Source organism: Streptomyces sp. NPDC055103, assembly GCF_053607625.1.
Genome location: NZ_JBSGTX010000024.1, coordinates 1 through 14,248 on the forward strand (window position 1 = coordinate 1; position 14,248 = coordinate 14,248).

The following is a 14,248-nucleotide window of genomic DNA, read 5'->3' on the forward strand; positions in this document are numbered from 1 at the left end:
GCCCCGGGCCGGCCGTCGCCGTGCGTGACGCGTCAGGCGTCGATGCTGTCCTTCTCGACGTCGTCCGCGTCCTCGACACCCTTGGTGTCGGCAGCGCTCTCGGCGGCGTCGCGCTCCGCCTGCTTCTTGGAGGCGATCAGGCTGGTGATCGTGGTGATCACCAGGACGCCGCCGATGACCGCCAGCGAGAACCCGATGGAGATCTCCGGGACGTGCACCCCGGACTCGTGCAGGGCGTGCAGGACGAGCTTCACGCCGATGAAGCCGAGGATCACCGACAGGCCGTAGCTGAGGTGGACCAGCTTCTTGAGCAGGCCGCCGATCAGGAAGTACAGCTGCCGCAGGCCCATGAGGGCGAAGGCGTTGGCGGTGAAGACGATGTACGGGTCCTGGGTCAGGCCGAAGATCGCCGGGATGGAGTCGAGGGCGAAGAGGATGTCCGTGGTGCCGATGGCGATCATGACGACCATCAGCGGGGTCAGGACGCGCTTGCCGTTGACGCGGATGAAGAGCTTGGTGCCGTGGTACTTGTCGGCGACGCCGAACTTCTTCTCGACGGACTTGAGGAGACGGTTCTCCTCCCAGTCCTCCTCCTCTTCGTCGGCCCGCGCCTCCTGGATGAGCTTCCAGGCGGTGTAGATCAGGAACGCGCCGAAGATGTAGAAGACCCACGAGAAGTTCGCGATGACCGCGGCGCCCGCGACGATGAAGATCGTGCGGAGGACCAGGGCGATCACCACACCCACGAGCAGCACGCGCTGCTGGAGGTGGGAGGGGACCGAGAACTTCGCCATGATCAGGATGAAGACGAAGAGGTTGTCGACACTGAGCGACTTCTCGGTGACGTAGCCGGCGAAGAACTCCCCGGACGCCTGGCTGTTGCCGAACACGAGCAGGCCGATGCCGAAGAGCACGGCGAGTACGACCCAGACGATCGTCCAGATTCCGGCTTCCTTGACCGAGACGTCATGGGGCTTCCGCCCGATGAAGAAGTCGGCTCCGATGAGGGCCACCAGACCGAGAATGGTCAGCACCCACAGGGTCATTGAAACGTCCACTGCGCCTCCGGCGTCGTACGGCTACTTGATCAGCGTCGTCGCTGCCGGAGGTCTCTTCCACCCGAGCGGCTCACACCGCGGCCGGGCCGACGCCCCGGGATCGGACCCATGAGGATCCGTCCGTATTGACGGGTACGCCGCGCATGGGGAGTACTCCCCTCCGCGTCATCAACACTACCCGAAAGACCAAGAGAAGGTAAAGCGCAGGGTAAAGAGCCCCCAAGAGCCCAGGTCAGGGCCGCTTTGCGGGGCGGGCGTCCGCGACCTGCGCGAGGACCTGCCGGAGGATCCGGCTGCCGGGCGGAAGGAGCGGCGGCTCGTACGACCACGCGTGACCGACCCACGGATCGGCGAGGTGGTCGTCGGGGACGGGGGTGAGCCGCAGCAGCGAGCGCCAGAGCGGGTCGAGCACGGGCCCGTACGCGGCGGCGTCCGCCCGGTCGGCCACCATCATCAGATGGACGCCGACCCCCGGGCCCTCGTCCGCGAGGTACCGGAGCCGGGTGACCGCCCGGTCGTCGAAGCCGTGCGGGAAGTCGTGCACGATCAGGAGCTGCCGGGCCGTGTCCAGGCCGGGCGGCAGCGCGTCGGCTGCGCCGTTCCGCAGGGCCATCTGGAGAAGGTCGACCCGCTCGGTGAGCTGCTCCAGCACCGCCGAGACGCCCGCCGCGCCCCGGGCGGGCGGGGCGGCGAGCACCCCGGTGTCCACGAGCGGTGCGAGCGCGGCGGCGCCCGCACCGGCCGCGTCGACGACATGGACCGCGAACTCTCCCGGCGGGTGGACGGCGAGCAGCCGGGCCGCGTGCGCGACCGCGCTGTCGAGGGCGAGCCGCCTCAGCTCGGTCTCGTCGAGGAGGCCGGCGGCCTCCGAGCGGCCGCGCCCGCTGTCGACCCAGAGCCCGCGCTCCAGCGGGAGCCGGACCAGCATGGGGATCCGCAGTTCGGTGCGCTCGGGGAGGTGGAGGTCGCCCAGGCGCACGGCCATCGACTCCTCCGACGGCGGGCGGTAGCCGTGCCAGGCCGGGTTGTCCCAGCGGGCGTAGGCGGGCGGCAGGGCCGGTTCCACGACCTCGGACTCGACGGCGAGCTGGGCGAGGTCCCGGTCCAGGACCTCCTGGGCCCGCTCCACGAGCTCGTCGTGACGGGCGCGGGCGGCCGACCGGGCGGCGTCGTTCGCACCCCCGCCTCGGGCGCGGTAGTCGGAGAGCACCTCGTCGAGCTCCCGGTCGAGCCGGGACTCGGCGAATTCGCAGGCGCTGCGGTAGGCGGCGGCCGTACGGGCCAGGTCCTCGAACATCCCCCACACCTGGTTGTACAGGCGCTCGTCCATGGACCAGCCGGCCGCGTCCCCGGCGACCGGGACGGGCGCGCCCTGCGGACCGGGCGCCGCCTGCGGAGCCGGTGCGGGCTCCGGGGCGACGGAGCGGCGCCGGGGGTGGGTGTAGCTGATCGGGCCGCCCGTGCCCGGGGTGGGCCGGGGAGCGGCGGGGGCCTGCTCGGGGGCCGCGACCGGGGTCGGGGCCGAGGTGGGGACGGGGGGCGCGGCGGGGGTGGTCGGCGGCGTGCGGCGAGCCCGCTCCGACTCCATGATCGAGGCGGCCAGGTCGGCAGGGTGCTCCAGGCCCTGGTCGCCGAGGAGGGCGGCGAGGCCGCCCTCGTACCCCTGGCCCATGGCACGGACCTTCCAGGCGCCCTGCCGCCGGTACAGCTCCAGGGCGACGACGGCGGACTCGATGTCGAGCCCGGTGATCGTGTAGCTGGCGATCTCGGTGCCGTCGGAGCCGGTGACGGCCACGAAAGGGGCGGCCGCCCTGCCGAAGGAGGTCGGTCCGCCGACGCCCACGGGCAGCGCCAGGAGGACGGAGACGCGGTGGACGGCGTCCGGTACCGCCGCCAGGTCGACGGCGAGGCGCTGGTCGGCCGCGGCCTGCCGGGGTACGTCCACGCCGGGGAGCGAGGGCGCGACGGGGTGGGCGACCCACTCCACGCCGGGGACCCTGCCCCGCTCGTCGCCGAGGGCGGCTCCGGCGACGACCGGGTGACCGGCCGACACCCTGATCTCCAGTCGGGTGTCGGGCAGGGGGTGGTTCTGCCCCCGGACCAGCTCGGCCGTCATCGGCTCTGTCCCCTCAGCGGTTCCCGGTACGTACGAATGGCGCGGATGCGCCGTGGTGCGGTGTGCGGTGGTGCTGTGCGCGGCGGTGCGGTGGTGCGGTGCGCGGCGGTGCGGTGGTGCGGTGGTGCGGGACAGCTCCCGGCGGCCTGTTGCCTCCGGGAGCTGTGGGTGCGTCCTGCGCGGGCCTGACTACAGGTGCGGCAGGATCGCCGGCATCAGGTCCTGGAACGTCCGGCCGTTGGCCGGGTTGCCCAGAGCCGTCATCTGCCAGCCCGAGCCGACCCGGTGCACCTTCGCCATGATCTGCGCGGTGTAATTGCCGCCGCCGTCGAGGGTGTAGCGCGCGAGCTCCTGGCCGTTCGTCTCGTCGACGATCCGGCAGAAGGCGTTCTGCACCTCCTGGAACGTCTGACCGGTGAAGGAGTTCACGGTGAAGACGATCGTGTCGATGTGGACCGGGACCCGCTGGAGGTCGACGAGGATCGCCTCGTCGTCCCCGCCCTGGCCCGCGCCGCCGACGAGGTTGTCACCGGTGTGCTTGACCGAGCCGTCGTCGCTGACCAGGTGGCGGAAGAAGACCACGTCGACCGGCTGCTTGTCGGCGAAGAGGACGGCCGAGGCGTCCAGGTCGATCTCCTGGGTGCGCTTGCCGAACAGACCGCGGCGCGGCGCCGCCTGCCAGCCGAGCCCCATCCGTACCTGGGTGAGGCTGCCTCCGCCCTGCTTCTCCAGGCTGATGGCCTGACCCTTGGTCATGTTGACCGTCACGCGCTTGCCCCTCTCGTTGCGTTCCCCGCGCCCGCTGTCCGGTGCGTGCGGTTGTCCAGCACCCTACGCAGGGGGACTGACACCGCAGAGCCGCGGTCCGGATTTGTGTCGGTCTTGCAACACACCGGACCGCCTCCGGTCAGGCGAGACCCGCCTCCTTCATCTGGCGCAACTCCTTCTTCAGTTCTCCCACTTCGTCGCGGAGCCTGGCCGCCACCTCGAACTGCAGCTCGGCGGCGGCGGCGCGCATCCGGTCGGTCATCTCCTCGATGATCGCGGCCAGTTCGGTGGCCGGCCGGCTGCCGAGCTCGACCGTCGAGCTCGACGCACCGGCCTTGCCCCGGCCCTTGGGGCCGTGCGCGGCGAGCGAGGGGACGGGTGCCTTGGCGGCCTTCCCCTCCTTCCCCTGGCGGTAGCCGCTGCCGAGGAGCTCCTCGGTGTCGACCTCCTCGCGGGCGATGGTCGCGACGATGTCGTTGATCTTCTTGCGGAGCGGCTGCGGGTCGATGCCGTGGGCGGTGTTGTACGCGACCTGCTTCTCGCGGCGCCGGTTGGTCTCGTCGATGGCCTGCTCCATCGCCGGGGTGATCCGGTCCGCGTACATGTGGACCTGGCCCGAGACGTTTCGCGCGGCACGGCCGATGGTCTGGATGAGGGAGGTTCCCGAGCGCAGGAAGCCCTGCTTGTCGGCGTCGAGGATGGCGACGAGGGACACCTCGGGGAGGTCGAGGCCCTCCCGGAGGAGGTTGATGCCGACGAGGACGTCGTACTCGCCGGCGCGCAGCTCGCGCAGCAGCTCGATGCGGCGCAGCGTGTCCACGTCGCTGTGGAGGTAGCGCACCTGGATGCCGAGCTCCAGGAAGTAGTCGGTGAGGTCCTCGGCCATCTTCTTGGTGAGGGTGGTGACGAGGACCCGCTCGTCCTTCTCGGTGCGCAGCCGGATCTCGTGGACGAGGTCGTCGATCTGGCCCTCGGTCGGCTTGACGACGACCTCGGGGTCGATGAGCCCGGTGGGGCGGATGATCTGCTCGACGAAGCCGTCGCCCCGGGAGAGTTCGTACGTGCCGGGCGTCGCCGAGAGGTAGACGGTCTGGCCGATCCGCTCCTGGAACTCCTCCCACTTCAGCGGGCGGTTGTCGAGCGCGGAGGGGAGCCGGAAGCCGTGGTCGACGAGGGTCCGCTTGCGGGAGGCGTCGCCCTCGTACATGGCGCCGATCTGCGGCACGGTGACGTGCGACTCGTCGATGACGAGCAGGAAGTCCTCGGGGAAGTAGTCGATGAGCGTGTTCGGCGCGGAGCCGGGCTCGCGGCCGTCGAAGTGCATCGAGTAGTTCTCGATGCCGGAGCAGGAGCCGATCTGCCGCATCATCTCGATGTCGTACGTGGTCCGCATGCGCAGGCGCTGGGACTCCAGGTGCTTCCCCTGCTTGTCGAGCTCGGCGAGGCGGACCTCCAGCTCGCGCTCGATGTCGTTGACCGCGCGCTCCATGCGCTCGGGGCCCGCGACGTAGTGGCTGGCGGGGAAGACGTAGAGCTCGCGGTCCTCGCTGATGATCTCGCCGGTGAGCGGGTGGAGGGTGGAGAGGGCCTCGATCTCGTCGCCGAACATCTCGATGCGGACGGCCAGCTCCTCGTACACCGGGAAGATCTCGATGGTGTCGCCGCGGACCCGGAAGGTGCCGCGGGTGAACGCCAGGTCGTTGCGGGTGTACTGGATGTCGACGAAGCGGCGGAGCAGCTGGTCGCGGTCGATCTCCTCGCCGACCTTGAGCGGGACCATCCGGTCCACGTACTCCTGGGGCGTGCCGAGGCCGTAGATGCAGGAGACGGAGGCGACGACGATGACGTCCCTGCGGGTGAGCAGGGAGTTCGTCGCGGAGTGGCGGAGCCGCTCCACCTCCTCGTTGATGGAGGAGTCCTTCTCGATGTACGTGTCCGACTGGGGGACGTACGCCTCGGGCTGGTAGTAGTCGTAGTACGAGACGAAGTACTCGACCGCGTTGTTCGGCAGGAGTTCGCGGAACTCGTTCGCCAGCTGGGCGGCCAGGGTCTTGTTCGGCGCCATCACCAGGGTGGGGCGCTGGAGCTTCTCGATCATCCACGCCGTGGTGGCCGACTTGCCGGTGCCGGTGGCGCCGAGGAGCACGACGTCCTTCTCGCCCGCGCGGATGCGCCGCTCGAGGTCGGCGATGGCCGTCGGCTGGTCGCCGCTGGGCTTGTAGGAGCTGACGACCTCGAAAGGCGCCACCGAACGTTCGATCTTGGAAACGGGCCGCATGCAACCACCGTACGACCCGGCACTGACACTCGGGCGGTGATCGGCCCGCCGCCCTCTTTCGGGGCGTCCCCGAGGTGTCCCGGAGCGTCCTGTCACCAGTCCTGGGAGCGGTGGCCGCCACGGGGCACGCTCCTGCGGGCGCCGCGGCCGTCGGGGCGTGCCGTCCAGTTGGCGGGCTCGCCGTAGGACGGCACGTGGCGCGGGGCGGGCACGCCGGGACGGTGCACGCTCTGCGCGGCGGGCCGCTGCCAGTCCGGGTCGCCCATCACGAGCAGCGGGTCGAACATGACGACCACGGCGGCGAGGATGAGGAAGACCGCCGGACCGATCAGCATCGGCAGGAGGAGCGAGGTCGCGGTGTCGCCGGTACCGGCGGGGGTCTCGCTGCCCTGGAGGTGGACGCTGACGGCCGCCATGGCGGTGTAGTGCATACCACTGACGGCGCCGCCCATCACCAGGCTCGCACCGAGGCTGGCCAGAAATCCGTGTACGGAGACGGCCGCCCAGAGGGCCGCCGTGGCGGCCACCACGGCGATGACCACGGAGAGGGCGACGGTGAGCGTGTCGTACTCGATGCGGCCGTGCAGGCGCATCCCGGCCATGCCGAGGTAGTGCATCGTGGCGACGCCGAGGCCGGTGATCGTGCCGCCGGTGACGAGGGTCAGGGCGGTCGCCCCGCGGTACCCGACGATGAAGATCCCGATGCCGACCATGAGGACGGCGACTCCCAGGCTGGCGAAGGTGATGGGGCGGTCGTAGCTGATCGGTGCCTGCTGCACCGAGAAGCCCATCATGGCGATGAAGTGCATCGTCCAGATGCCGGTGCCTATGGAGGTGGCGCCGAGCGCGAGCCACCCGGCCTTGAAGGTGTCGCGGTGGCGGAGCGACCTGGTGGTGCACCTCAGACCGAGGGCGCCGCCGAGGCAGGCCATGATGAAAGCGGCCACCGGGGTGACGAGCCCGTAGCTGAATCCGTCGACCGAGCCCTGCATGAGCGTATGCCCTCCACCCCTGGTGCCACGTCGTCCGAAAACAGTCGGTACCGCTGGGTAGTACTACCGGGGCGAGATTATGGCGCGCCGGGGGCCTCGCGACCACGTGACCGGGGAATTTCTGCTCGTGAGACTGGAGCGAGACCGGTCCGTGATCTTCGGAGCGGTTCACGCCCCCTTCGCGACCGGTCCGCGCCGTTCTTGGCCGGGTCTGATCTTGTCGGGTGCCGTTCTTGTCGGGCGCCGCTCTTGTCCGGGCCGTTCCTGTCCGGGGCCGCTCTTGTCCGGCTGTCAGTGGCGGGTCGTACCGTGGGCGGCATGGACATCGAAGTGGAGCCGACGGGCGGGGAACCGGTCGCCGCGGTGGAGTGGACGGTCGTGGAGAGCGACATCGGCCCGCTCTTCCTCGCCGCGACCGGGCGGGGTCTGGTGCGGGTCGAGTTCCACGCCGACGCGGAGCGGCGGGTGCAGATGCTCGACCGCCTGGGCGGGCGGTTCGGGGTGGAGCCGGTGGAGTGCGCCTCGGGGCTGCTGGCGGAGGCGATACGCCGGCTCGACGGGTACTTCGCGGGCGACACGCGCGCGTTCGACCTGCCGCTGGACTGGAGTCTGACGACCGGCTTCAACCGGCAGGTGCTGCGCGAGCTGGCGACCGGCGTCCCGTACGGCACGGTCGTGGGGTACGGGGAGCTGGCGCGGCGCGTGGGGCAGCCGGGCGCGGCGCAGGCGGTCGGAGCGGCGATGGGCGCCAATCCGCTGCCCGTGGTGGTGCCGTGCCACCGTGTGGTGGAGAGCGACGGCGGGCTCGGGGGGTTCGGGGGCGGTCTGGAGACCAAGCGGCAGCTGCTGGCGCTGGAGGGTGTGCTGCCCGCGCCGCTGTTCTGACGCCCTTCCGGTACGGGACCTGCGGAAAGCGCAGGAGAGAACGGTCGGGGGGCGTTCCCATCGGATGGGACGGCTGGCACACTCACGTAAGTGACCAACACCCCCGACGCCCCTGACGTCACCCTGCCCGACGGGATATCCGCCCCCGTCACCGCCGCGGAGCTGCCCGCGCTGCGCCGACGGATTCAGGCCGTCCTCATCGCCACCCAGATCCTCGGCGGCCTCGGCATCGCCATCGGCGTCGCGCTCGCCGCCGTCCTCGCCAGGGACGTCAGCGGTACGGAGGCGCTGTCCGGTCTCGCCTCCACGGCGACGGTCGCGGGTCCCGCACTGCTCGCGATGCCGCTGGCCGCGCTGATGGCCTCTCGGGGGCGCCGGGCGGGGCTCGTCCTCGCGTACCTGCTCGGGGCGCTGGGAGCCGTCGTGGTGGTCCTTGGCGCGGTCCTGGGGAGCTTCCCGCTGCTGCTCGTCGGGCTCGTCGGCTTCGGCGCCGGATCCTCGGCCAACCTGGCGGCCCGTTTCGCCGCCGCCGACCTGGCCGAGCCCGACCGCCGGGCCCGGGCCATCTCCACGGTGGTGTGGGCGACCACGATCGGGGCGGTGCTCGGACCGAACATCGCCGCGCCCGCCGGGAAGAGCGTGTCCGGCCTGGGCATCCCGGCGACGGCGGGCCCCTTCGTCTGGGCCGCCGGCATCTTCGTCGTCTCGGCGGCGGTGGTCACCCTCCTCCTGCGCCCGGACCCCCTCCTCACGGCCCGCGCGCTCGCGAACCCCGGGGCGGGCGAGCAGGCGGAGGCCCGCTCCCTGCGCGCCGGCATGCGGGCGGTACGGGAGTCGCCGAAGGCACAACTCGCCCTGGTCACCGTGGCCGCCTCGCACACCGCGATGGTCTCGATCATGTCGATGACCCCGGTCGCGCTGACCCACCACGGCGCCGACATCCAGCTGATCGGGCTGGTGATCAGCGGGCACATCGCGGGCATGTACGCCTTCTCGCCCCTGATGGGCCGGCTGTCCGACCGGCTGGGCCGGCTGTCGGTGATCGGGCTCGCCGTCGGGCTCATCGCCGTGGCGGCGCTCATCGCGGGCACGGCGGGGCCGAGCCACGGGCGGACGGCCCTGGGTCTCTTCGTCCTCGGCCTCGGCTGGTCCGCCGGGCTGGTGTCCGGTTCGGCGCTGCTCACCGACTCGGTGCCGCAGGCCGCGCGGGCGGCCGTCCAGGGCCTCTCCGACTTCGTCATGAACACGGCCGCGGGCGTCGGCGGGCTCGCGGCGGGCCTGATCGTCTCGCAGGCGGGCTACGGGCCGCTCAACGCGATCGCCGCGTGTCTGCTGCTGCCGATGGCGGCACTCGCGATCCGCGGCGCCCTCCGGAAGCCTGAAGGCCGGAAGGCCTGAGACGGGCCCGGACCGGGTCGCGTCCGGTCCGGTACGGGGTCCGGAACGGACCCGACCCGGGGGCTGACCGCACCCCGACCCGTCCTGGCGGGTCAGCGCGGTACCGCGGGCGATGCGGCGCCGCTCGCCAACCGTCGCGGCGCCCCCGTGCCGTCGGCCGCCACGGACCAGACCGCTCCCCCGTATCCGTACGCGAGGGTCTCCCGGTCCGTCCACAGGGCCTGGTCGTCGATGCCGCGCCGCTCGGCGACCGGATGCTCGCGCCCGGAGCGCAGGTCGTACACGTACAGCCGCCACGGCTCGCGCGGGCCGTCGGAGACGCGCTTCTTGAAGGCGATCCGGGTGCCGTCCGGGGAGAGCGACGGGCATTCGACGTTCTCCCGCAGGGTTCGGGCCGACCAGCCCTTCATGTCCCCCTCGACGAGATGGGTGCGCCCGGCCGTCGAGACGGTGGCGTAGAAGCGGTTGTCGTCGGCGGCGAAGGAGACACCCCAGTAGTTGACGTCGGGGGCGTGGTACCGGCGTCCGCCGAGGGTGAGCGGGATCTGCTCGATGTTCTTCACCAGGTATCCGGTGCGCAGGTCGAGGATCGACGTGCGCGTGGAGAACGACGAGCGCGCGTAGGAGTCGCCGGTCGCGAACATCGTCCAGGCGAGCATCTGTCCCGAGGCGGAGACCCGGGCTCGGCTGGGGATGCCCGGGAGCGCGATGCGGCGCACCTCCCGCAGCCGGCGATCGAGCACGAGGACGTACGAGCGGGCCGGTACGCCCGGTCGGCGCACGAGGCAGAGGGCGGTGGGCCCGGCCGCGTGGAACCGGTCGCAGGCGGGCCCGCCGGCCACCCGGCCCCCGGGCGAGGACGGGTCCACGCGCGCGACGCGCCCCGTCGCGGTGTCCCGGACGTGGAGCGCGCCGGGGCTGCCCCCGTCGAGGGTGAAGCCGGGTTCCGGGGCGCCGGCAGCCCCGGTCTGCCGTCCCGAGGCCGCCCGCAGCGTGTAGGCGGTGGCGCCGCCGCCCAGCAGCAGGAGGGCGAGGACGAGGATCCACACGCGCGCGTGGCGGGACAGGCGGACATCGGTCATGGCGGGCATGGGTCAGTCCTCTCGGAGGGGCGTGGACGGGGTGGGGAGCGGGAGGGCGTCGCCAGGCAGGGGACTCCCGGCAGGCAGGACCCGGGTGGCGCAGCACAGGGCCGCGGCGAGGGCCAGGAGCGCCGCCACGAGCGCCGCCTCCGGACCGCTCGCCGTCCAGACGGCGCCGAACGCGACGGCGGCGCCGAGCCTGGCGAGCGCCTGCGCGGTCTGGACGAGCGCGAGGCCGCCCGCCTGTCGCCCCTCGGCCAGGAAGGGTCCGGTCAGGGCCATCAGGACGCCGTCGGTGGCCGCGTAGAACGTGCCGATCAGCACCAGGACGCCCCCGAGGAGCAGGACGTCGGGTGCGGGGGCGAGGAGCAGTCCGTACGCGAGGAGCAGGGCCCCGTGCCCGTACAGGAACGGCCGACGGCGCCCGAAGCGGTCGGCGAGGCGGCCCGCCGGGACGGCGAGCAGCAGGTAGACGGCGGCGGCGCCGAGCGGCAGGAACGGGAACCAGGTGGCGTCGAGTGCGAGGCGTCGCTGGAGCAGTAGGTACAGGAAGGCGTCGCCGACGGTCGCGGCGCCGAGCAGGGCGGCGCAGAGGAGGATGCGGCGGTACGCGGGCGAGCGCAGCGCGGCGAAGACCCCGCCACGCGCGCGTGGCGCCGCTTCGGCGGCGGGGCGGGATCCCGGCTCCTTCGACTGCGCCGGAACCTTCGGCTGACCGGGGGCCTTCGACTGGCCCAGGTCCCTCGACTGACCCGGCTCCTTCGACTGCCCCGGCACTTTCGCCGACCCTTGACCCGTCAGGCGTCGTCGCCCTGGGACGAGGAGCACCCACAGCAGGACGCCGAACACCCCGACGGAGAAGCTGACGGCGAAGACCGCCTCGTACGCCTCGGCCGTGGCCCAGAGCAGGGCGAAGGCGGCCAGGGGGCCGAGGAGGGCCCCCGTCGTGTCCATGGCGCGGTGGGTCCCGAAGGCGCGGCCCAGCTCCTCGGGCGGGCTGTGCAGGGTGATGAGCGCGTCGCGCGGGGCCGTGCGGACGCCCTTGCCGAGCCGGTCGGCGGCGAGGGCGGCGGCGATCCCGCCGGCCGAGCCGCCCGCGAGGAGGAGACCGAGCCGTGAACAGGCCGAGAGGGCGTAGCCGAGCCCCGCGACCTGCTTGTGGCGTCCGCCGCGGTCGGCGGTGGCGCCGCCGAGGATCCGGACGAGCGCGGTGGCACCGGTGGACAACCCGTCGAGCAGGCCGAACTGGAGCGGGGAGAGGCCGAGGCCGACGACGAGGTAGAGAGGCAGGACGGCGGTCACCATCTCCGAGGAGATGTCGGTGACGAGGCTGACCGCGCCGAGCGCGAGGACGGTGCCGGGGACGCGCCGCCGGACCCCCGAGGGGGCGGGCGGCGCGCCGCGGCGACCGGTGGTCGCGAGGTACATCAGTGGCAGGTGTAGGTCGGGCCGGAGTCCTTGACCTGGTCGTCGGTGCCGACGTACTGCCAGGTGTAGGTGGTGTCGGTGAGGTCCAGTTTCAGCACGCCGTACGGGCCGCTGATCCGCTTCTGGCTGTTCGGCTGGACCGTCTCGATGGCGTAGGGCTCGGCGCCGCCCATGCCGCCGACGATCTCGACGATGCCGTCGGGGGTGGCGCGCCCGGCAGGGTCCTGCGGGGCGAACCGCTCGTAGTGGTGGTCGTGTCCGTTGAGGACGAGGTCGGCCTTGGCCCCGTACAGGATCTCCCAGACCGGACGGGACACCGGGTCGTTGCCGTGGCCGCCGGAGGAGTACAGGGGGTGGTGGAAGTAGGCGGCGAGGCAGCCCTTGGTGTTCCGCGCGAGGTCGTCCTTGAGCCACTGGATCTGCGCGGGGTCGTCGAAGGAGTTGGAGTCGAGGGCGACGAAGTGCCAGTTGCCCTGGTCGTAGCTGTAGTAGGGCTCGCCCTGCGGGTAGGCGATGGCGCCGAAGTATGCCTTGTAGCCGGCGAGTGAGCCCGCGGGGTCGTAGGTCTCGTGGTTGCCGGGCACGGGCCGGGTCTTGGCCTTGAAGACGCCCCACGTCTTGTCGTAGTAGGCGCGGAAGTCGGAGAGCAGGGCGTCGTCGTACTGGTTGTCGCCCATCGTCAGGTAGAAGGACGGGGCGATCCGCTGCGCCAGGGCCGCGGTCTTGGGATGGGCGCAGGAGCTGCTGGAGGCCGTGCACTGGGCGGCGATGTCCCCGGCGGCGACGACGGTGAAGGCGCCGGTGGGCGGGGGCGTGGTGCCGGTCGTGCCGTAGACCTCCACCGAGTAGAGGGAGTAGCCGTACGTGGTGCCGCGCGCGGTCCCGTAGACGCGCAGGTAGCGGCCCTGGCCGGTGAGGCCGGTCCAGTCGTCCGTGGCGCCGTTTCCGGCGGTCTCGGTCGCGAGGCGGGTCCAGGTGGTGCCGTCGGCGGAGATCTCGACGCGGTAGGCCTTGGCGTAGGCGACCTCCCAGACCAGCTTGACGCGGGAGACGGTGGCCGAGGGGCCGAGATCGACCCGGATCCACTGCGGGTCGATGCCTTCGGCGCTGGCCCAGCGGGTGGTGGAGATGCCGTCGAAGGCCTTCTCCGGGCCGAACGTACTGTCCTCGACGGAGGAGGAGGTGGCCGGCCGGCCCTGGGAGATCAGCGTGTCGGCGGCGGCGGCCCGGTCCGGGTGGGCGAGCAGGAGACCGCCGACGAGCAGCAGGACGGCGGTGAGGACGAGGGTCAGCCGGGTGCTGGTGAAGGGGGAGGTGGTGGGGGTGCGGTGCGGTGGTGTGGAGGCGTACAGGCGCATACCTGGACTCCCTGGCCTGAGGGGTCGGCGAGAGCTGGACACCGGTGCGGGGCACGGCGACCCGGCCGCGTGGCGATTCGGGCGCCACGCGGCAGGGCGGTGCTCGGCGGCCGGGTCAGAGCTCTCGCTGAGCGCGTCACGCCCGTAGGGTCGGGCGCCGCGCCAAGCCGCTGGCCGGGATGCTAGCGGATAGGAAGGTTTCCTACCAGACTTTTCCCGGCCTCAAGTGGGCGCAGGGGCCCGGGTGGGCTCAGGTGGCCCCAGGCAGGCTCAGGTGGCCCTCAGAGGCTGATGTGGTACGCCTTGCGCAGGGTTTCGTGCACGGTCCAGGTGGTCCGGTCGCCCTCGCGGAGCACGCACGCGTCGCCGGGGCCGATCTCCAGCGTCTCCCCGCCCTCGACGGCGACGGTCGCGCGACCGGAGACCACCACGAAGAGCTCGTTGGCCTCGGTGTCGGTGACGACGCCGGGCGTGATCTGCCAGATGCCGCGCACCTGCTTGCCGTCGGCGGACTCCCACAGCACCTTGCCCGTCACCTCGGGCGCGCCGGAGACGATCTGGGCGGGGTCGAGGGGGTCGGCCTCGAGCTCCGCGTCGGGGATGTGCACGGCGAAGGAAGGCGCGTCATGTGTCGTCATGGGCGGTGACTGTAGCGGGGGTCCGGAGCTGCCCGAGGGCCGGGATCGGATGGAACAGATCACTCCGCTTCGCCCCCTACCAGGGGACTTACCCGGATACGCCGACGTCGACGGATTCCGCACCACGCTCCCGGCAAGGCACCCCGGGGCCCCGCGGCCGTCTTCGGGGACCGGGTCGGGGCCGCCGTCACGGATTCCGCACCACGCCTGCGGGGTGTGGCAGGAGCTCGCCACCGAGGTTTGCGGG

11 protein-coding genes are annotated in these 14,248 nt (G+C 72.1%); 2 read left to right on the forward strand and 9 right to left on the reverse strand.

The window, feature by feature from the left end:
- Positions 1 to 32 precede the first annotated feature (32 nt).
- The 5 genes from ACWFR1_RS17140 to ACWFR1_RS17160 form a co-directional block, all read right to left on the reverse strand.
- Positions 33 to 1,058: a TerC family protein gene (locus ACWFR1_RS17140; RefSeq protein ID WP_453551772.1), complete on the reverse strand. Its 1,026-nt coding sequence runs from the start codon at positions 1,056 to 1,058 to the stop codon at positions 33 to 35.
- 232 nt (positions 1,059 to 1,290) lie between these two features.
- Positions 1,291 to 3,174 carry a TerD family protein gene (locus ACWFR1_RS17145; protein ID WP_453551773.1) on the reverse strand — a complete coding sequence of 628 codons (1,884 nt, stop codon included), beginning with the start codon at positions 3,172 to 3,174 and terminating at the stop codon, positions 1,291 to 1,293.
- Between the two features lie 189 nt (positions 3,175 to 3,363).
- The gene (locus ACWFR1_RS17150; protein WP_030206036.1) at positions 3,364 to 3,942 is read right to left on the reverse strand and encodes a TerD family protein; all 579 of its coding nucleotides are present in this window, start codon (positions 3,940 to 3,942) and stop codon (positions 3,364 to 3,366) included.
- A gap of 139 nt (positions 3,943 to 4,081) precedes the next feature.
- Complete coding sequence (gene uvrB, locus ACWFR1_RS17155; RefSeq protein WP_453551776.1) at positions 4,082 to 6,220, reverse strand: excinuclease ABC subunit UvrB; 2,139 nt, start codon at positions 6,218 to 6,220, stop codon at positions 4,082 to 4,084.
- Between the two features lie 92 nt (positions 6,221 to 6,312).
- Entirely contained in the window at positions 6,313 to 7,212 is a 900-nt protein-coding gene (locus ACWFR1_RS17160; RefSeq protein ID WP_453551778.1) for an MHYT domain-containing protein, read from the reverse strand.
- A gap of 318 nt (positions 7,213 to 7,530) precedes the next feature.
- Here ACWFR1_RS17160 and ACWFR1_RS17165 point away from each other — a divergent pair, with 318 nt between their 5' ends.
- Together ACWFR1_RS17165 and ACWFR1_RS17170 are read left to right on the forward strand one after the other, a co-directional pair.
- Positions 7,531 to 8,097 (forward strand): methylated-DNA--[protein]-cysteine S-methyltransferase, encoded by a 567-nt coding sequence (locus ACWFR1_RS17165; RefSeq protein WP_453551781.1) that lies wholly within the window; start codon positions 7,531 to 7,533, stop codon positions 8,095 to 8,097.
- 90 nt (positions 8,098 to 8,187) lie between these two features.
- Positions 8,188 to 9,495: an MFS transporter gene (locus ACWFR1_RS17170; RefSeq protein ID WP_453551784.1), complete on the forward strand. Its 1,308-nt coding sequence runs from the start codon at positions 8,188 to 8,190 to the stop codon at positions 9,493 to 9,495.
- Between the two features lie 92 nt (positions 9,496 to 9,587).
- Here ACWFR1_RS17170 and ACWFR1_RS17175 read toward each other — a convergent pair whose 3' ends face one another.
- From ACWFR1_RS17175 to ACWFR1_RS17190, 4 genes are all read right to left on the reverse strand, one after another.
- Entirely contained in the window at positions 9,588 to 10,586 is a 999-nt protein-coding gene (locus ACWFR1_RS17175; protein WP_453551787.1) for a hypothetical protein, read from the reverse strand.
- A gap of 3 nt (positions 10,587 to 10,589) precedes the next feature.
- Positions 10,590 to 12,005, reverse strand: a complete 1,416-nt coding sequence (locus tag ACWFR1_RS17180) for an MFS transporter (RefSeq protein WP_453551789.1) — start codon at positions 12,003 to 12,005, stop codon at positions 10,590 to 10,592.
- A complete protein-coding gene (locus tag ACWFR1_RS17185) occupies positions 12,005 to 13,363 on the reverse strand; it encodes a discoidin domain-containing protein (RefSeq protein WP_453551792.1) in 1,359 nt (452 codons plus the stop codon). Before ACWFR1_RS17185 ends, ACWFR1_RS17180 begins: the two co-directional genes overlap by 1 nt.
- 281 nt (positions 13,364 to 13,644) lie before the next feature.
- Positions 13,645 to 14,001, reverse strand: coding sequence for a cupin domain-containing protein (locus ACWFR1_RS17190; protein WP_351818773.1), 357 nt, complete (start codon positions 13,999 to 14,001; stop codon positions 13,645 to 13,647).
- Positions 14,002 to 14,248 lie beyond the last annotated feature (247 nt).